The organism is Spirosoma endophyticum, assembly GCF_900112365.1.
GTDB classification, from domain to species: domain Bacteria; phylum Bacteroidota; class Bacteroidia; order Cytophagales; family Spirosomataceae; genus Spirosoma; species Spirosoma endophyticum.
The window spans coordinates 850,712-867,908 of the sequence record NZ_FOLQ01000002.1 but is presented as its reverse complement, the minus strand read 5'-3'; the positions used below and the strand labels follow the sequence as shown (position 1 = coordinate 867,908).

The following is a 17,197-nucleotide window of genomic DNA, read 5'->3' as shown; positions in this document are numbered from 1 at the left end:
AAAGTCAAATATGTATAAACAAAAATATAACTTTCATTATTTTTGTTTACTAAATAAATAAAAAATGAAGTTATTTCTTGTGATTGTATTATTGGCGGCCTCGCAAGTGGTAGCTCAGATTCCGCCCGGTGCCAACAACATTGTTGTTAAAACACGTTCCAGAGACTCCGAGGTGTACCCAATGCTAATGGATATACTTCGTCACCAGGGCTGGAAGCGGGATCATGAAATCAGTAAGCAATTTGTCTCTTTGTCCAAGCCGACCCAAAATCAGTGGCAGCTTAGGCTGATTACCTCTGTCAGAGCGGGTACCATTAAGCTGCAAGGAGAAAGCACCTCTGAAACAAATGCGGCCTATATAGAAAATGGCTCCGTTCAATATAAGGGGCAAACTAATGAGATAAACATGGTTCACTTCGGCTATCTAAACAAGATAGCCTTACAATTAAGTGAATCAATTCCGGGATCTGTTATTGAGTATACGACGACCATCGAGTAGCTAAAGCTTACAGCGAATTGAAGCACGTTCAGGCTACCCCCAAAGTCAATGATATACAGGATTACGTTTGGTAGCGGGTCTTTTCTTCATTAAACTTTCTATCGTCTTTATTTCACATCCTGCTTGCTCACTTCTTTATACTGGACCCATAGTAAGGCCAGGCACACGGCAATTCCTGCCGCAAAATAATGCGTGTAGCGGGTGTGCATGGCCATCTCATCAGCCTTAAGTCCATTGACCTGCCCTTTACCGATCCAGTCTAATAGTGCGTTTATCATGCGGGTGTATTTGTCATGATTTCTAATGCGTTTTATTGCCAACAAAGAAGGTAAACCCTTTTAACTATTCTATCTGGATTGATTAAGCGGTCATAAAAAAGCCCCGAATCGACAAGAATTCAGGGTAAGCGGTAAAGGCTAATGGCCTGACTAATCAAACTCGGAGACTGCAGACTATTGACATATGACAGGACTAGACGAGAGACTTATAAGTTTGTCAGCCATTAGGAATAAAGTCAATAAGCGCATACGGGCATGATAAGCTGCGACTGGCCAGTCCAACAATATAATCCCGATTGACCTATGAAGCAGACGTATTTGTTGCCCAGGTACACAACACGCTGGGAGGATATTTTGGAGATAACGTAAACGCTGATGGTAAATTTTAGTTCACCGATATCAGCACCCCTTCCGTAAACTCCATGCCGAAGATGTGGAGCATGTACCAACGGGTCGTGCTGTAGGGGCCGGGAATAGCGTAAAAATTAATGCAGGGTTTAATCATGGTACGGGCCGCCGTTGCGGTGGAGTAAGATGCCTATAGCTACTAGACTAGAAATCAGCGAGAGGGTCACTAAACGAATACGTCTAGTTAGTAGTTATCAAAACAGTCTTTACAAACTGATTTACACTACAACCCTATCCACCTCCGCTCTAATCACCTTCTGCACACTCTCCGGCACATTCGACAGTGAGTCATACCCCATTTGCCACTCTATTTCATCGACGCTGACCCAGCAGCTTCCCATGCTTCTTCCTCGGTAGCATTCGTGTTCGGCATCAAAATGGCAATAACCCGCATTTGCGCGTTGATTCGGTTCACATCATCCGATCCATAATCACCTTTCACAAAGCAACCGGAACGCTTAATTGCCCACTGGCAATACTACTGGCCTTCCCGTTGTCGCCTTCACCAGCTTTACCGGATGTTCCCGTAATAATGTACAGTTCATTACCTTGGGCTACCAGCGTCCGGGCGTAGTCCTCCAGTCGTAGCCATGATTGCCGGTTGAATTGAGAAGCTTGGGGTATAATGTTAGATAGAATAAACGTCGTCCTGTTTTCCTCGGCTATACTATTCCGATCATCCGGCGGCAGAGGTGGCCACAGTCAAAGCCAATATTGGTATAATCACTATGCCTGGCGACGTACCAACTAGCGGGCAAAAGGGGCTGGACTCGCTGGCTTAAGCTCCATTGGGATTGCCCAGCGCCATGTTATTGTCACGGGTGGGCGTAGTATTAGCCGGAACGGGAACGCTGGCCTGCTTGTATTGGTCGAGGGCAAGCACTAGCAAAAGGACCATAAAGAGCCTACTTATTTCTTTTATGAAAATGCTCACACATAAAAACGGATCGGGGCACCACCCACCCGGCTCTGACCAAACCAAGTAGCCAATGAAGGCAACTTGACAATAAGCAAAAGCACAAGCAATGGTCAACCCCTCCCCTATTGAAAAAATCTTACTTATTTGACCATCCGTCAACTAAACCGCCAACCAGGGGAAATAATATTTTTAACTATTTAATTTTCAAACAGTGAAAGGCCCAAATTATAATTCAATCGATATAAGTTTGACTATCAATCAGTTAGTAAAACTTCTGACTGATTTTTTTTTTCAGGTACAACAAACAGCCCATCACTCAATTACAGTTCATAAAAATAAACTAATGTATTTTATTAGGTGGCCTACTTATAATCTTGTACCCTTATGGATTTCAGAAAATTAGATTAAGCAATTGTGCGCATGTGTTGCCCTTTCAAAAACTCAATTCTAAAACGACTTACGAACTCATTAACAAACTCTTTCTGACGGAGTGATGCTGGTTTTTAGCCTGGCTACCAATGGTTCATACAACCTGCATTTTATATACTATGAGCACGTAGCAGGTACTTATGCTGCCCAGAGAGCACAAGCTCACCTCGCTGGTTATGAACCGTTGCGGCCGTTACGACCACGCCCGTATCACCTTGCGGAATGAGGTCTGTAATTTCCAGAATGGGATATAGGGTATCCCCAGAATGCACTTCTTTCAAAAACTGACAGGAAACTTCATTGAAGCTGATAAACACTTCACCGATGTAGTGCGGAAATAACGTCGCACCTGGGGCCGTAAAAGCAAGCACCTGTAGCCCGTGGACAACCGGCGCGGTATGTCCGTGTCTGCGTGCCCATTCCACATCGTAATGAACAGGATGATTGTCGCAGGATACCGTTTGAAAAGCCGACGAATGGGCATCAGTCAGAGTGCGGCTCGGAGCGCGAAACACATCGCCGATTCGTAGGTCCTCAAATGTTTTAGCCGGTACGACCGGATATGAATTCGGATCGAATAGGTTGTTGCTGGAAGAAGTAGTTGCCTCTGGTTTCATGGATACGTTCGTTTGATTACTTCCTGTGGCTTTGGAGCGAAGTCAGTCGTTCATGAATGGCTTCAACTAGACCAGTTAGATTTTTTACGCCTGTTTGTTCCAGATGTCGGCATAGGCGTCCGGGTGACGGTTAAACTGGGCTAGCACATAGGGACAAAATGGAATTACCGTTAGCTTATGCACTCGTACATAGTTTACCATTGTGTCGAGGAGTTGTTTTGCATACCCTTTCCCTTCGGCTTCAGGAACCACTTGAGTATGATAAACCGTTAGCTCGTTGCCGCTGACACTAATCACCATCTCACCCGTTTTTTTGCCCTCCTCATACAAATTAAAACTGCCTTGTCCTTTCTCGTTGAGTTCCAGTTTTATGTCAGTCATGGGTTCATTTAGTTATTGTGAGGCCAATATAGGAAGCGTCTTTTCGATGCGTGCTCTGGAGGATTCGTACTGCTTCGGGAGTTTCAGATGGCTGCCCAGTTCCTGTATGGGCTCGTCGACGGTAAAGCCAGGATTATCCGTAGCTATTTCGAACAGAACGCCACCGGGCTCGCGGAAATAAAGCGAGAAAAAATAATCCCGATCAATTTTGGGGGTTATCTGTAAACCCTTGCTCAGAATCTTTTCCCGGAATTCCATCTGGATGACTTCATTCGCGACACGGAATGCTACGTGGTGATTGGTTCCGGCGGCATTCTTGCCAATTGCTCCTTTGGGCTCTTCCAGTAAATCCACGATTGAGGCAGTGGAAATTGCATCCGTAATGAATCGGTACCGGTTGCCTTCCTGCGCTTGTAGAGTATAGCCAAAAATATCGGTCAGAACGTTGGCGGTTGCCTCAATAGTATGCAGGCTCAACGTAACGCTATGAAATCCCTGGGTAGCTATGTCTTGTTTGATGTCTCCGGTTTCCCAGGCAGGTCGCTCATCTGAATGCTGAATCAGGACAATGTTCAGCCCATCGGGGTCGGTAAAGGGCAAGTACATTTCACCAAACCGTTCCGCCTGCTCCCCTATAGACACGCCAAACTCCCTGAATCGCCCGACCCAGTTATCCAGGCTTCCAATCGGTACGGAATAGCCGATTTCGGTTGCCATACCCACGCCATTTTTACCGCGGCCAATGCCTTCCCAGGGAAAAAAGGTAAGAATGGTGCCGGGCGCTCCTTCTTCGTTGCCGTAATAAAAATGATACGTACTGGGATCATCAAAGTTGACCGTTTTTTTTACCATCCGCAGCCCCAGAACATGGGTATAAAAATCGTAATTGCGCTGAGCGTTGTTAGCAATAGCCGTGATATGATGAAGGCCCAAAATGCGGTTGTCCATATCTGTCTGGTGAATTAGCGTTATTCGTGTACATTAATATATTTACTTGCCTCAAAATGATCCCGTACGGATTTCAATATAGCGGGCTGTTCTTTACACGTCAGCGTTCAGCTCAAGGGAAGAGAAAGAAAACAGATTTTGATGGCATCGGCAATCCGGTCATACTCTCCTACTTGCATTGGCTTTTGGATAAAAGAATTTATTCCTTTCGCATAAGCTGATGTTATTAATTCTGGCTGATCACTGGTTGAAAGCATGACGACAGGAGTAGAAAACAGCTGGTTTTGCGAACGAATGAATCCCAGTATTTCCAGGCCACTCAGACCGGGCATATTCATGTCGAGAATTACCAGTTGAATGACGTGTTTATCAAACAGCGCTAACGCTTCTTCCCCATTTTTGGCCTCCAGGATAGCCGAACCGTCGATGATTCGCTCAATAGCCTGACGAAGGAAATAACGGTCATCATCATCATCATCGGTCAGTAAAATGGTCGTCTTTCCCTGTTGCATAGCCTGTTACTGTAAATTAATGGGTGGACTCTCTGTAAAAGATTAATTAGCCCCTTAACTTGTTAATATCTTAGCTCAGAATAGACTGGATTTCCCTAAGAGTGAAAACCTTTCTTCAGTTTACTTTGACTTCATCTTGCTGGCAGCTTCCAGAATGAACGTAGCCACTTTCTCCGATTGAGCCAGCATGGCAACATGACTGGATTTCAGTTCAATGGTGGTAGCCTTGAGTTTCTTCGCCAGCGTCCGCTCTAAATCCGGGTTGATCATACGGTCATTGGCCGCGACGACGTACCAGGAAGGTTTACTTTTCCAGGCCGCTTTAGTAATTTTTTCTTTTAGTGCCGTGAAGGCTTGTGGTCCCTGCGTCGCTACCAGTAACTTCCGTTCTGACTCAGGTAAATCCTGCGCAAAATCTTCATTGATTCCTTTGGGTGACATGCTGACAAAGCCATAGGCATCCGGTCTGATTTCGTCATTCCCCGGTGTGGAGGCTGCCGTTTGTACGAGTTCCAGGAACGACTGGCCTTCATCAGGAGCCGCTGCGGCTACGTAAACAAGCCCGGCGACCTTGTCATGGTTACCCGCTTCGGTAATGACTACGCCCCCCCAGGAATGACCCACCAGCAAAACGGGTCCACTCATTAATTCGATGGCCCGTTTGGTAGCAGCTACGTCGTCTGCCAGCGAGGTAAGTGGATTTTGTACTGCCATTACGTTGAGTCCCTTAGCTTCCAGCAAGGGAATTACCTTGGCCCAGCTTGAGCCATCAGCCCACGTGCCATGAACCAGCACTATATTTTTTACGCCTGTGGTTGATGCCTGAGCCGTAACGTCTTTTGTTGTTGAAAGTATCATGATGATACTAAGTAGGGCGCCTAAAACGGCATGGTTCATTGTCTGCATGGTTGTTGATAAGTAAGAATTGGTTAGTCACAGATACTAGTTTCAATTATCGGGGCCTGCCAGGGCTTTTCTTGGTTAGCTAACCTCATCCTGGCTCGTTTCTGATTAAAATGATCAATTTATAAGGTTGAATTACAGCACACTAGGCTATTTAGACTTCTGCATTTTCTATAACAAACCTACGGATTGAGAAACGGATGAGAGCGGTACAAACAGATGGTATTACAGTAAAAAATGGGGATTGACTGACCATAAGTATCCAGTCGAGAGACTTTGTCAACTTCTTGTGCCACGATGCACCAGTCCCAGCAACCAAAAAGAAAAGTATACCGCCGAGTTTAAAGCGGATGTGCTTGAGCTAATTAGTAGGGGTGAACCCATCATGGCCATAGCCCGTAAGATGGGGGTGTAACCTGACGGGGTGCCCAGGAAAATGACTTGTGCTCAGAACGGGCCGTCGTCGTGGTCAGCACCTCACTCGGTTAGACTTACAATAGCACAGCTAGAAAATTGAGGTCACGGCTCATTATAAGGGTTTAACCGACGGCAAGTCGGTTGACTGCCTGACTAACTAACTACAACAAACCGGTTTTATGGACGTTCACCACATCGGCATTAACACTTTCAAAGAGACACTCAACTGGGTGGCCTTTAGTAAGCGAAGAATACGGGTTCTGCCTAAACGAGCTTAATTTAATGCAAAAGCTGTCCAACTAATTGGGCAGACCTCAGTGTGCTGTCGATGGGTCGGATGATGCAAACCAAATATTACAGGTGAACAGCCCTGGGCAGGCCATGAGTATGGATGAGGTTCATAGGCGGGGTACAATCGGCTGTTGTACGCGCCAGCGCGTGTACAAAGAGTGATTGTAATGCAGATAGATCTGATACGTAACAATGTATTACGCTCAGGTTCAATACTTTACTACTTTCTTTTCGAGTCAAGTAACCTGACGATTCTCAATTTAATTGAAATTCAAGAAAAGGATTATCACTGGATCGGTCGAGTCGTTTTTCATCATTATCTCTATTTGCTGCCTGACCACCAGTATCTTTCTTGGTATCTAGGGCGAATCCGGTTAATCCATCGATCGAGGCTATGGTATTATCGAAATCAGGTATGATCATCCAGCAGGAAACACCCCTTGCTGGTTCAAGCACCCAGTCCAGCTTATTGTTGATCTCGTTCCCACTGATCCAGCCAGGTATTGGCATACCTTCATAGCGCTGACAGTCCCATTCATACGCATTCCGGCTTTCTGAGTAAATACCAGGAATCATGCCTAAATCCTTTACGCCAAGTAATAAACTGTACTTTTGCCTCCCCTGACCATCGGTTAGCCGAGGAGGGGTCTGTGTGGCGTGATACCATTTGCCAATTTGAATGTCAGTTCCAGGTATAGTTCTATTCATGTGTATGTAAGTAAATTTACTAAACTTCTAGCTACCCAATCGGCCGAAGGGAGAACACGTAGTCTACTCAATTCATAGGTTTACTTTTTATCTTTGGGATTAGCCGCCAAAATAAAACTAGAATACTCACTTTTCCGTATTAACTAATTGTGTGGGTGTGTTTCGCAATAATTCACTCATGCCCTACAATGGTCAGGTCGCTACGAATTCGGAGCGGCCTGATTTTATTTACTCTAATTCACCAGTATTGTTTTCAAGTATTTATACTCAGTTCTAGCCGATATACGTTGGCATTAAACCATTGGATTTGGTTGTGTTGATTCTTTTTGTCAAACGTTGATCTATATGGACTAACTAACCCTAGATTCCACTTATCTTTTTATTGGCACGTACCTATATAAAGCAGCTTTAGACTACCAGATAGGCGTATATTACTCGGGCCCCAGTCATTGACTGGGGCTTTGTGCTTGAAACACCTGGACGCTCACAGTATAATTGTGACCCCAAAGAGGAATAAGCCCCACGTTGCGCTGGCAGGTGGGGCAGGTGATTAGTCGGTTTCAAAACCTTGCGGTATATAAACCTCTATTTTACATTGCTCAAAATAGGCTTTAGCTCGCTTCAGGCTTAAAAACAAGTCGCTTTCCCGTTTACTCAGCCCATTGGACAGGGTATAGATGTGCTGGCTTCTACCCTTGACTTTCGTACTGTAAATAGCTTTAATCTTATCTTTCGCTAATGTCTGGTCAGGCGTGGTGTAGTACACCACGTCACCAACAAAAATCTCCAACATTGTCCCAAGAGAAAATCAGGTAATGATATAGCCTAACTTTCTATAACAAAAACAACATGGGGTTGCCATTAATTCACTAACTGCACATAAATAAAAGCTATTTTAATGCTTTAACATTTGTACTATATCCATACTCGTCTGACAGTTAAAGTGAATCTTTTCTCAACCATATAGCCAAAAATAATTTACTGATTTTCATCAGCCCATGATTCAAAGTAGAACACCACGGGCTTGGTTAGTTCCCCAATGAATCCGTAGCGCTTGGCAATTCGGTACTGGACCGAGTCCCGATTAGGAGAGGTAAAAAAGCCGCCTACAAGCCGTCTAAATTCCTCTAACGACATGGCGTGTCTGTTGATGTTGCAACTGGCACAGGCAGGCATCTGGTTATTAATATGGAGTCGCTTAGGGTGTTTACAGGTTCCATCATAAACCCACTTACGCATAAAGAAGTGGTCTGAGAACATATTCATCGAGGCAATCAATGAGCAAATCCTCCGTGACTAACTTGGGACCACTATTGCTAAACCACACAGGAAGGATTACTTTCAAAAAGTGCATTAACTGGGGATGTCCATCCAGTTTCACCATATCTACGGAGTCAAACCAACTCACATCAATAAGTTGAGCCGCTTTGTGATTCCGATGATGAGGATAACTAACAAATGCTTTTTGTCGGTCAGGGGTCAAAAAATGAATACAAATTTGTTGCGGGGTATCTAGAAAAGTGGGGTACGAGTATCGGTAAAGACCAGGTAGAGTATGTGTATAGGGTAACATCATATATTTAGCGAAATGGGTATAAGTCAAATATACATAATACTAATTAGTTAAATAAATTATTTAAAAACTTGACCATAATAACACCAATAAATACTATTTTTTTATAATGTAATTTATTTCTAACATTTTGGTAACATATAGCCTATAGCTGGTAATTAGAGTTATTTATTAAATAACTCTTCAAAGCGCATCTTTAAAATTTATAAAGAAAAAATTAAGTCCGGAAGTTAATACCTGTTCATTTGATCCTTGGCTGTGCCAAGTACTGCCTAAAAGCCGTACCTGTCATTGTTAGCTCTTTATTAAGTGCATAGCAAATTCGTATTTTATCTCCTTTAAATAACATTTTGAAAAATAAGTAACATACTCTTATTTCGACTTAGTCCCGAGAATCGTCTCCAATCTTTTTCTCACATATAAGTAAGTAAAATACATATGATAAATATATTTATTCATCGAATTTTTCGGGAACATTCATATAGGCTTTTGTGACTATTTAGATTTTAGGCAGTCTATAAGGTATGGATACGAAATCATACCTTCCCCATCCAGGACTCTGGATACTCGTGTTTATTCTTGCCAGCCTACTCCTACTATTAGCGGGTCTGTGGATTTGGGAGTTGATTTAACTCCCTCTTGACTTGCTTTTCATCAGTCGAGTTAGGCGGCTCCAGTCACTACGGTAAACCTGTAAGTATTCCCCTGGAAGAGAAAAATTCTCTACTGGCCAAAAATGTAATCTGTTTAGAAGGTAATAATCCTGATCAGCAACCCAGACCATCTTCAATTGTGTTGCTTTACCTTGCAGATTATTGGCATCGGCGTTGTTGATCGTGGTGAGCTTTCCACGATCAACAACGTAGCACTTACATTCACTGGGGCCGTAGTTTAACACGGCGTCAAGATTTCACTCGGCCCCAATGCTGGCACCTTCCGCGTTCCTACCATCTGTAGAGTAGTCAAAAAAAGTATGAATTGGTACGGTTCAATTGATGATGTAGGCTAATTTCACCAACCAGACAGGATCAGATAGCCTAAAAGCATTCGAAATCGCTTATCAATAATGCTCACCCTTAAGTAAAACCAATCGATTAGCCTGGTTCAGCTGTTAGTCTACCAGAATGACGGACGCTTTAGCGAGTTGCCTGTCCAGCACATCCATTCGTATACTTTTTAATCAAACCGCTTAGAATTGCGGTTTATCCAGGTGAAGAACTAAGTCAATGTAAGCTCATGAAAAACGTAAACCTGCTTGGAGCCCTATTATTAACCTTATACAGCTTCCATACCCGGGCACAAACCATAGGAAAAGCCACGAGTGCCCAGCCTGGGTCATCCGTCAATAATACCACGAATGCATCAACGATTGGGTCTTCGACCACCTCTGATCCAGAGGCTGTCGGTAACGATCGAATTGATCGAGGTTCATCCGCAGGCCGTAAGAAGCGTTCGGCTGCTGCGAGTAGCGCAACCGTCGATGGCTCTAATGGGAGCGCTACCAACGATGGAGCCAGCGGTCAGAGTGGTAGCCCGGCTCCCCTACCGGCTCTATCAACCTCTACAGGAATGACCGCTCCCAGTAGTAAACGCAAGCCCAAAAGCTTAACTCGCCAGGGAAGTAAAAGGTCTCAATCAGCGTCTGGTAGCACGCCCCGTCAATAGCTATTCTTCTAATATCGGCTGGTCAAGCAAAGGTGTCTCCCTGCGCTATATCTTAGTATTGCCATAAACCGTCGTCGGCAGCCAGCTTTTTTGCCGTAGTGACTATTGTCGGCTGTCAATTACGGGGATCAAGCCGAGTTAAAAATCGCTGGTACTACGATTCACGTATTGCCGATTTGAAACAGATTGGTGATGACCTTTACAAAAAAATGATCTGGACCGGGGACATCTTGTCCGTCTGCCAGATACAGAATACTCAGATGATCCACAGCAGTGACTAGCCGTTAAATCTACTCAAAAACCTCTCAGTCAAATGGAGCAGGTCCAGCCTTATATTTTTGACTAAAAGATCCAGGCGAAAATCCTTGGGTCAAGTTAGCTCATACCAGGATGCTCTGTGCGGGGAAGGGTATCTGAGCGTTTTTTAACGATGTACCAGGCACGTAGATCCGGAAGCGGGCACCTCCCTGCTGGCGCACCTCAACCCGAGCTCCCAACTGATTACTTAGGGAACCAATCAGTTGTTTACCGAACGAAATCCGACTTCCATTTTTCCCCCAATTGATTAGATCCAGACCAGACCCATTATCATGTACTTCCAGCACCAGGTCGCTTTTATCCCAAAACAAACCGATTCCTAACCAGGGCTGTGGTACGTTACCGTAAGCATGTTTAAGCGAGTTTGTGATCAGTTCGTTTCCAATCAAACCCAGCGGCATAGCTGCATCGACGTCCAGCTGTTTATGCTCAATGGTAAATACCAGTTCAAAATTAGCTGAATGATACCCATAAGCCTGCATCAGGCCTGTGGCCAAATCCGTCAGATATTCTTCCATATTGACGGACGTAAGCTGATCCGTCATATAGAGTCGCTGATGAATTAATGACATCGCTTCAATACGTTGCTGTCCAGCCCGCATGGCTTGAATAGCTTTTTCGTCCTTGAGCCCATGCGACTGTAGATTAAGGAGGCTGGCCACAATAGCAAAGTTGTTTTTCACCCGGTGATGCAACTCCTGCATCAGTAAGGCCAGTTGATCAGACTGCTGGCTAATTTTTACCTTTTGCTGAAACAGTAAGGCATTCGCTTTCTGCTTTTGTAAATTATTGCGCCAAAGAATAAGGGCAATTACCAATAGAATGGCCAGACTGATCAGCAGGGTATACTGTCTGACCTGATGTTGATACTTCAGTTGAGCCGACTCCAGATCACGCTGGCGTTCCTGTTCATCAAAGGCTATGCTTCGGATCGCCTGAAAATTTGCCTCGCCGTACAGGTAATCTTTCGTTTCGGCCGCCAATTTATAATAACGAAGTGCTTCCCGGTCATTAACATACTGATAGGTTTCTGCCAGCAGGGTACTGGCCATTAAAACACCTCGTTTATACGATCCTTGCTGGCTTTCCTCCAGGCTGATTTTGGCATGGTAAAGACACGAATCCAGTTGGTTCTTCCTGGAGTATAAGCGAGCGATAGCCATATTGGCAAAGGCTACATTACGTAAGTTATTCTCTTTGACGGCAACCTGTTTGCTCTTCTGGTAATACGTCATAGCCAGCCCAAGGTCACCCCATTTGGTCTGAATATTGCCCAGAATCCGCAGCACATACGGCAGGTTGTTAATCAGGTTTAAGCGCAATACGTTCTGATACGCCCTGTATTCATAGGTCCAGGCGGAATCCAGCTGATTCATCTGCTCATAAGTACTGCCAATATTTGACTCAGTGATGGCTAACCCAATCTGGTTACGAACCAGCGTGTGGTTCTGCCTGGCCTGCTGGTAATACGTAAGGGCTGTATCAAAGTCTTTCAGGTCTAGGTAAATATTGCCAATGATATTTCGGATACGACCCATTTCGTAAAAATCACCGTTGGCCTGGGCTAGTTGATAAGCTTTGAATTCCAGTTTAAGGGCATTGGGCAAATTGCCTATCTCACGCATGACAAACCCAATATTCCCCAGGGCATCGACCTCTCCTTTAGTATAATCAATCTGTCGGGCTAGCTGTAACGCCTGCTGTCCAAAGCCCATAGCCGAATCAGGGTTGGATAACCGATATTGCAGGCATAGTTCCGAGAGCAGGAGCACCCGGCTTGTATCTTGCATTACCCCTGTCAACTCGTGCCTCAAACTGTCCGTTAACTTTACCTGGGCAACTGCCTTATACAGGGGGCCAGGCGTGATCAGAAGTATAAAAAAAAGCGTACGTAGAAGCATATATCCACTACCAGTTAAAAAGCTACTACAGTACCAAAGACATACAGATTGCTTTGTGGGTGAGCTGCCTTTATAGAACCCCCGTACTATTTCATCAGATAATCTTTTCTTGCACGACGCCAAAAAGAACATCTAACTTAGTAAAAATAATGTAACTGCCAGCTAATTCTGGTTTATCAGATGCGTGAAACGGTACAATCAGTATACTTATCCTACGGTTACGCATCCCAGACCAAAACAGGATACCGATTTGCAGCCGGTATCGGTTCACCAGATACGTTGAGTTAAACGTGACGTATGGTGATAAGCGTCTGACGAACGGATGACACAATATATGAGACAACGACTCCTCTTTTGCCTTTTACTTTATCTTCTTTTTTCATGCACGGCTAAAAAACAGGATGATAAAATTCAATTTGATGACATACCCGTTTCAGCCCTATCTGGCAAACAACTGTCGATGGCACACTGTAGTCGGTGTCACGCGTTTGTAAGCCCCGACTTATTGACAAAAACGTATTGGAGAGATGTGCTTCCGGTCATGGGGCATCGGATGGGCATATACAGCGGTGGTAGTAGACCCGACAGCCTGTTTGATGCTGGCCTGAGCGGTTCCATTGTGCGTGAGGCCAATATCTTTCCAGAAAGGCCAATTCTGGCATTAGCGGATTGGCGCAAAATAGAGAACTATTATCTCGAGAATTCGCCAGACACTATCGTACCGCCCCTCCGCAAAACTAAGATTCGGATAGGACTACCGAATTTCACCTATAAAGAACCGTCTTTTTCGCATCGTCCCTCGTTGACCACTATGGTCAAAATTCTTCCTGATAATCAGGGGATCCTATTTGGTGATGGCAAAAGTAGACGCAATATTTTAACCTGTCTGACCCCCGATTTTCGGGAGAAGTATAGCATGAGGCTGGAATCAACGCCTATTCATTTTCATGAAAAAGCCAATGATTTATACCTGACCACAATTGGAAAAGGCGTTTTTCCAACGGATGCTCCCAATGGTACCCTGCTCCGATTCATGAAAAATGGATCGGAGCCAGGCTACACAGCAGGGACAATAGCTATTCCCAATTTACGGCGACCCGTTTTTATGGCCTACGGCGATTTGACTAACGATGGGCTTGAGGACGTAGTGGCCTGTGAGTTTGGCAACCAAACCGGCCAGTTAGCCTGGTATGCCAACAATGGACGAGGGGGATATGATAAACGGATTTTACGCGATAAACCCGGAGCGAGCACAGCCATTATTAAGGATGCTAATAACGATGGGCTGATGGATATTTATGTGCTCATGGCGCAGGGTGATGAGGGAATTTTTCTCTACGAAAACCAGGGATCGGGGAAGTTCCAGGAAAAACGATTGCTATCCTTCCTGCCACTCAATGGGTCGCAGCATATGGAACTGGCCGATTTTAACAAAGACGGGTTTGATGACATCGTATATGTTTGTGGAGACAATGCCGACAAAACACCTACTTTAAAGAAGTATCACGGTATTTATATTTTTCTCAATGATGGAAAATCCAACTTTAGGCAATCATATTTCTACCAATTGAATGGCGCTTATAAAGCGTTGGTTCGAGATTATGATCTGGATGGTGACCTGGATATAGCGGCTATTTCGTTTTTTCCGGACTATCTTCGCTACCCGGAGGAAAGCTTTATCTATTTGAAAAATAAGGGAAATTTAAAATTTGACGATTATTCATTTTCCGAATCCTCGAAGGGAAGATGGGCCGTAATGGATGCTGGCGACATGGATGCCGATGGCGATATTGATCTCGTTCTGGGTTCTTTCGTATATTTCCTACCCCAGGGAGACACCACCGGCCTGGGTAAAAAATGGCTGTCGACAGGGCCTTCTGTCATCGTGTTAGAAAACACAATCCGGTAGGCTTTTCGGTTAACGAAGTTGGCCGTATCATACCGTAGACTCGTTAATTCGGCACCAACCGTCCCTGTGCATCTTCCACATGCAGGCGGTTTATATCCAGTCCATCCAATACCAGTACACCCTGTATGGACGATTGCTGGTTGGGATCTTGTTTCCACGACCAGACCAGCTTACCGGCCGGATTGTATTCCAGTATCTGCGTACCACTGGCGCCGTGTCCGGGCCCGTGTCCCTGCCAGTTAGCCACTACCCAGTTCCCATTCGTCAGGACCTGAAAACCAGCAAAAAAATCGGGATGTACGGTCGGTGGCCCACTAATGCTGTCTACTAAAACGCCTTTCTGGTCGAATCGCTGGAAATTAGCAGAATAACCACCACTTACCAGCGTATAGCCATTACCCAATCGTTGCGCTTGCCAGGCATGCTGCGCTTTGGCCTGTTTCGCAAGCTGTGCCTGCCAGATGATAGAACCATCCGGTTTACCTTCAAAGACCCGATCGTTGGACGTAATCAGAAAATTACCGTCTACCGTTTCCCGAATAAGCCGAACGTAGCTAAAGTCCGGATAATTTATGACGCGTTGCACCGCCTGGTTTTGATCCACTTCAAGCAGCACGATGCCTTTTTTCTCCTGCCAGTTCAAGCCCACGAGCATCGTATGCCCATTGCGTAAACGTCGGGCGGCAATGGTTCCGTCGAAGGTAGTTAGTTCAGCGACTTTGGCACCCGTTTTAATGTCCCGTTCTTCGTAACCTTTGCCGGTGCCAATCATCACCCGCCCCTGGCCAATCAGTTGCAGATCCCGACCTACCGGAATGGATACATAGAAGTTTCGTTCGGGATGAGCCAGGTCTATGTAGTTCAGTTTGGAGAGGCCCTCGTCACGTAACAGTAGCTGCCGGGACGCATACTTATCCGTGGAAGGTTGCGAAGCACCATCCCGACAAAGCATTAGCAAAAAGACGAAACACAAATGAATAACGAAGTTATTTCTCATAAGGCAACCGTGCATTATTTATCTTGTTAAGACATTCAAAATAGAGATTGTAGAACAATACACAACGAAGGTTTTATTATTCTACAGTCTCCGTTATTCACTTACTTGCCGAAAAGGGTACTACGTTCAGTCTCTACCTGATACCCTTAAGCGCCAGCATGATGGTGAGTGAGTTGACATTATGCTGGTTCAACAAGTTATTGTAGCCACGCCCATCGCCGGGCCCAGTCATCCTGAAACTTCTGGCGCCATTTGTAAATTGTACGGCCACCTTGCTGGTCGCCTAAAAAAAGATCGGCTTCCGGCCTGTCGCTGTACCAGGTAGTCCCTAATGGGTAATCATCCGGTGAGCGTTTGCCAGGCCAGTGGTTCGTGACGACAAACTGACCCGACTGCACAGCAAAGCCGGGGATTTTGCTGGTGGTTTTGTAGATACACGTCTCCGATTTTTTAGGTGAATAGCGGGCCACATACTTACCTTTTCCAACGTAGTAGCCAGGCCATTGCTGCCCCAAAATTTCTAAGGTAAAACAGGAAGAATCGACGGGAAACGTGATAACAGGTCCTTTGAAATGCCACTCTATAATAGAATAAACCGGCACTGAATCATTGCTGGTGGTATTGCGGTTAACGATACGACGCGTGCTGTAGTCAATCTTCGAAAAGCTTCCGCCCCAGCTTTCTTTTCCGGGATTTTCCAGCCCGCTATCCATGGCATAGAGTAGCGATGGCGTATCGCCCATTTTGATCACGCCTTTATAATAATTTTCAAACCGCTTGCCCATACTCCCCGATCCGTGAATATGCTGGTCGTAATACTGATTAGCGGTAGCTTCATCCACTGGACTAATATTGGCAAATAGACCTCGGTACGTAGCGTTATTTTCGATGAACCACAGATCAGGAAAGTTCTTCACAATGTAGGCATAGCTATTGACGCTCCACTTTTTATTGGGACCGCCGATCCAATAAACCCTGATCTTATTTTTGATGTCGGGCGCATCATGAAGCGCCTGCGCTACGTCGTCCAACCCGCCCCAAACCAGTATCCACAACGGCTGGCTGGCCTTCTTTCTGGCACATTGTATGATCCATTCTGATCCTTCGGTCGCGCTGCGCCAACCTGTATAGGGGGCATTGCCAAAGGCCCCCTGTTTGCAAACAGCCCTCAGCGAGTCAGGTTCGGGAAAGTCGGCATGTGCGTTCAGCTTGGGACAGTCTTTCGCATACAGGTCGATCATATCCTGAATATCCTTCTTTTTGCCATTGCCGTATGATGGCGACGATATCAACCCCTCCGTGTTGAAGCGGTCGGAATACATCAGAAAATGGATCATCGATTGAAAATCATCATCATCCGTTCCGCCGATGTCCGTACTGATGATAACTCTGGGTTTGGTATCCATTTTACCCTCATCCGAAGGACGAAACCCAGCCACTAAACCAATGAATACCGAGATTAGTAAAATCAGGAAAACAGATTTATTTTTCTTATTAATCATGTTTTGTGGCGGATAAAGCTAG

19 protein-coding genes are annotated in these 17,197 nt (G+C 45.2%); 4 read left to right on the top strand and 15 right to left on the bottom strand.

Going from position 1 to position 17,197, the window contains the following annotated elements; genetic code table 11:
• Positions 1-64: 64 nt before the first annotated feature.
• Entirely contained in the window at positions 65-499 is a 435-nt protein-coding gene (locus tag BM202_RS08600; protein WP_093824928.1) for a hypothetical protein, read from the top strand.
• A gap of 107 nt (positions 500-606) precedes the next feature.
• Here the strand turns inward: BM202_RS08600 and BM202_RS37180 are convergent, their stop codons facing one another.
• Positions 607-777, bottom strand: coding sequence for a hypothetical protein (locus BM202_RS37180; protein ID WP_177236541.1), 171 nt, complete (start codon positions 775-777; stop codon positions 607-609).
• 303 nt (positions 778-1,080) lie between these two features.
• On the opposite strand from BM202_RS37180, the gene BM202_RS38155 reads away from it, so the two are divergent.
• Complete coding sequence (locus tag BM202_RS38155; protein WP_245776598.1) at positions 1,081-1,146, top strand: DUF4113 domain-containing protein; 66 nt, start codon at positions 1,081-1,083, stop codon at positions 1,144-1,146.
• A 346-nt stretch (positions 1,147-1,492) separates the two neighbouring features.
• On the opposite strand, the gene BM202_RS38715 is transcribed toward BM202_RS38155, so the two are convergent.
• The 11 genes from BM202_RS38715 to BM202_RS37175 all read right to left on the bottom strand — a co-directional run bounded on the left by BM202_RS38715 (position 1,493) and on the right by BM202_RS37175 (position 8,793).
• Positions 1,493-1,627: a hypothetical protein gene (locus BM202_RS38715; RefSeq protein WP_262507669.1), complete on the bottom strand. Its 135-nt coding sequence runs from the start codon at positions 1,625-1,627 to the stop codon at positions 1,493-1,495.
• Positions 1,624-1,809 carry a DNA/RNA non-specific endonuclease gene (locus BM202_RS38150; RefSeq protein WP_245776597.1) on the bottom strand — a complete coding sequence of 62 codons (186 nt, stop codon included), beginning with the start codon at positions 1,807-1,809 and terminating at the stop codon, positions 1,624-1,626. Before BM202_RS38150 ends, BM202_RS38715 begins: the two co-directional genes overlap by 4 nt.
• 834 nt (positions 1,810-2,643) lie before the next feature.
• Entirely contained in the window at positions 2,644-3,150 is a 507-nt protein-coding gene (locus tag BM202_RS08590; RefSeq protein WP_093824926.1) for a MaoC family dehydratase, read from the bottom strand.
• A gap of 84 nt (positions 3,151-3,234) precedes the next feature.
• Positions 3,235-3,531, bottom strand: coding sequence for a GNAT family N-acetyltransferase (locus tag BM202_RS08585; protein ID WP_093824924.1), 297 nt, complete (start codon positions 3,529-3,531; stop codon positions 3,235-3,237).
• A 12-nt stretch (positions 3,532-3,543) separates the two neighbouring features.
• Positions 3,544-4,479, bottom strand: coding sequence for a ring-cleaving dioxygenase (locus tag BM202_RS08580; RefSeq protein ID WP_093824922.1), 936 nt, complete (start codon positions 4,477-4,479; stop codon positions 3,544-3,546).
• A 107-nt stretch (positions 4,480-4,586) separates the two neighbouring features.
• A complete protein-coding gene (locus BM202_RS08575) occupies positions 4,587-4,991 on the bottom strand; it encodes a response regulator (protein WP_093824920.1) in 405 nt (134 codons plus the stop codon).
• Between the two features lie 120 nt (positions 4,992-5,111).
• A complete protein-coding gene (locus BM202_RS08570) occupies positions 5,112-5,849 on the bottom strand; it encodes an alpha/beta hydrolase (RefSeq protein WP_245776575.1) in 738 nt (245 codons plus the stop codon).
• 1,008 nt (positions 5,850-6,857) lie between these two features.
• On the bottom strand, positions 6,858-7,310 hold the full coding sequence (locus BM202_RS08565) for a hypothetical protein (RefSeq protein ID WP_093824917.1): 453 nt from the start codon (positions 7,308-7,310) through the stop codon (positions 6,858-6,860).
• A gap of 550 nt (positions 7,311-7,860) precedes the next feature.
• Positions 7,861-8,103, bottom strand: a complete 243-nt coding sequence (locus tag BM202_RS08560) for a hypothetical protein (protein WP_093824915.1) — start codon at positions 8,101-8,103, stop codon at positions 7,861-7,863.
• Between the two features lie 185 nt (positions 8,104-8,288).
• The gene (locus BM202_RS36625; RefSeq protein ID WP_143100667.1) at positions 8,289-8,549 is read right to left on the bottom strand and encodes a hypothetical protein; all 261 of its coding nucleotides are present in this window, start codon (positions 8,547-8,549) and stop codon (positions 8,289-8,291) included.
• Positions 8,542-8,793: a hypothetical protein gene (locus BM202_RS37175; protein ID WP_177236540.1), complete on the bottom strand. Its 252-nt coding sequence runs from the start codon at positions 8,791-8,793 to the stop codon at positions 8,542-8,544. The genes BM202_RS36625 and BM202_RS37175 overlap by 8 nt, the downstream gene beginning before the upstream one ends.
• A 1,326-nt stretch (positions 8,794-10,119) precedes the next feature.
• On the opposite strand from BM202_RS37175, the gene BM202_RS36620 reads away from it, so the two are divergent.
• On the top strand, positions 10,120-10,548 hold the full coding sequence (locus tag BM202_RS36620; RefSeq protein ID WP_143100666.1) for a hypothetical protein: 429 nt from the start codon (positions 10,120-10,122) through the stop codon (positions 10,546-10,548).
• A 380-nt stretch (positions 10,549-10,928) separates the two neighbouring features.
• Here BM202_RS36620 and BM202_RS08545 read toward each other — a convergent pair whose 3' ends face one another.
• Entirely contained in the window at positions 10,929-12,656 is a 1,728-nt protein-coding gene (locus tag BM202_RS08545) for a tetratricopeptide repeat-containing sensor histidine kinase (protein WP_177236539.1), read from the bottom strand.
• 571 nt (positions 12,657-13,227) lie between these two features.
• On the opposite strand from BM202_RS08545, the gene BM202_RS08540 reads away from it, so the two are divergent.
• Positions 13,228-14,676, top strand: coding sequence for an FG-GAP repeat domain-containing protein (locus BM202_RS08540; protein ID WP_245776574.1), 1,449 nt, complete (start codon positions 13,228-13,230; stop codon positions 14,674-14,676).
• Between the two features lie 43 nt (positions 14,677-14,719).
• On the opposite strand, the gene BM202_RS08535 is transcribed toward BM202_RS08540, so the two are convergent.
• Both BM202_RS08535 and BM202_RS08530 read right to left on the bottom strand, forming a co-directional pair.
• Entirely contained in the window at positions 14,720-15,673 is a 954-nt protein-coding gene (locus BM202_RS08535) for a hypothetical protein (protein ID WP_093824909.1), read from the bottom strand.
• Between the two features lie 197 nt (positions 15,674-15,870).
• Positions 15,871-17,175, bottom strand: coding sequence for a nucleoside hydrolase-like domain-containing protein (locus tag BM202_RS08530; RefSeq protein WP_177236538.1), 1,305 nt, complete (start codon positions 17,173-17,175; stop codon positions 15,871-15,873).
• Positions 17,176-17,197: the final 22 nt, after the last annotated feature.

What these genes read in the sequence shown, in the direction of transcription:
- BM202_RS08600 (WP_093824928.1), top strand. Translation starts at nt 65, where the DNA reads ATGAAGTTATTTCTTGTGATTGTATTATTGGCGGCCTCGCAAGTGGTA.
- BM202_RS37180 (WP_177236541.1), bottom strand. Translation starts at nt 777, where the DNA reads ATGATAAACGCACTATTAGACTGGATCGGTAAAGGGCAGGTCAATGGA.
- BM202_RS08590 (WP_093824926.1), bottom strand. Translation starts at nt 3,150, where the DNA reads ATGAAACCAGAGGCAACTACTTCTTCCAGCAACAACCTATTCGATCCG.
- BM202_RS08585 (WP_093824924.1), bottom strand. Translation starts at nt 3,531, where the DNA reads ATGACTGACATAAAACTGGAACTCAACGAGAAAGGACAAGGCAGTTTT.
- BM202_RS08580 (WP_093824922.1), bottom strand. Translation starts at nt 4,479, where the DNA reads ATGGACAACCGCATTTTGGGCCTTCATCATATCACGGCTATTGCTAAC.
- BM202_RS08575 (WP_093824920.1), bottom strand. Translation starts at nt 4,991, where the DNA reads ATGCAACAGGGAAAGACGACCATTTTACTGACCGATGATGATGATGAT.
- BM202_RS08570 (WP_245776575.1), bottom strand. Translation starts at nt 5,849, where the DNA reads ATGATACTTTCAACAACAAAAGACGTTACGGCTCAGGCATCAACCACA.
- BM202_RS08565 (WP_093824917.1), bottom strand. Translation starts at nt 7,310, where the DNA reads ATGAATAGAACTATACCTGGAACTGACATTCAAATTGGCAAATGGTAT.
- BM202_RS08560 (WP_093824915.1), bottom strand. Translation starts at nt 8,103, where the DNA reads ATGTTGGAGATTTTTGTTGGTGACGTGGTGTACTACACCACGCCTGAC.
- BM202_RS36625 (WP_143100667.1), bottom strand. Translation starts at nt 8,549, where the DNA reads ATGCGTAAGTGGGTTTATGATGGAACCTGTAAACACCCTAAGCGACTC.
- BM202_RS36620 (WP_143100666.1), top strand. Translation starts at nt 10,120, where the DNA reads ATGAAAAACGTAAACCTGCTTGGAGCCCTATTATTAACCTTATACAGC.
- BM202_RS08545 (WP_177236539.1), bottom strand. Translation starts at nt 12,656, where the DNA reads ATGCAAGATACAAGCCGGGTGCTCCTGCTCTCGGAACTATGCCTGCAA.
- BM202_RS08540 (WP_245776574.1), top strand. Translation starts at nt 13,228, where the DNA reads ATGGCACACTGTAGTCGGTGTCACGCGTTTGTAAGCCCCGACTTATTG.
- BM202_RS08535 (WP_093824909.1), bottom strand. Translation starts at nt 15,673, where the DNA reads ATGAGAAATAACTTCGTTATTCATTTGTGTTTCGTCTTTTTGCTAATG.
- BM202_RS08530 (WP_177236538.1), bottom strand. Translation starts at nt 17,175, where the DNA reads ATGATTAATAAGAAAAATAAATCTGTTTTCCTGATTTTACTAATCTCG.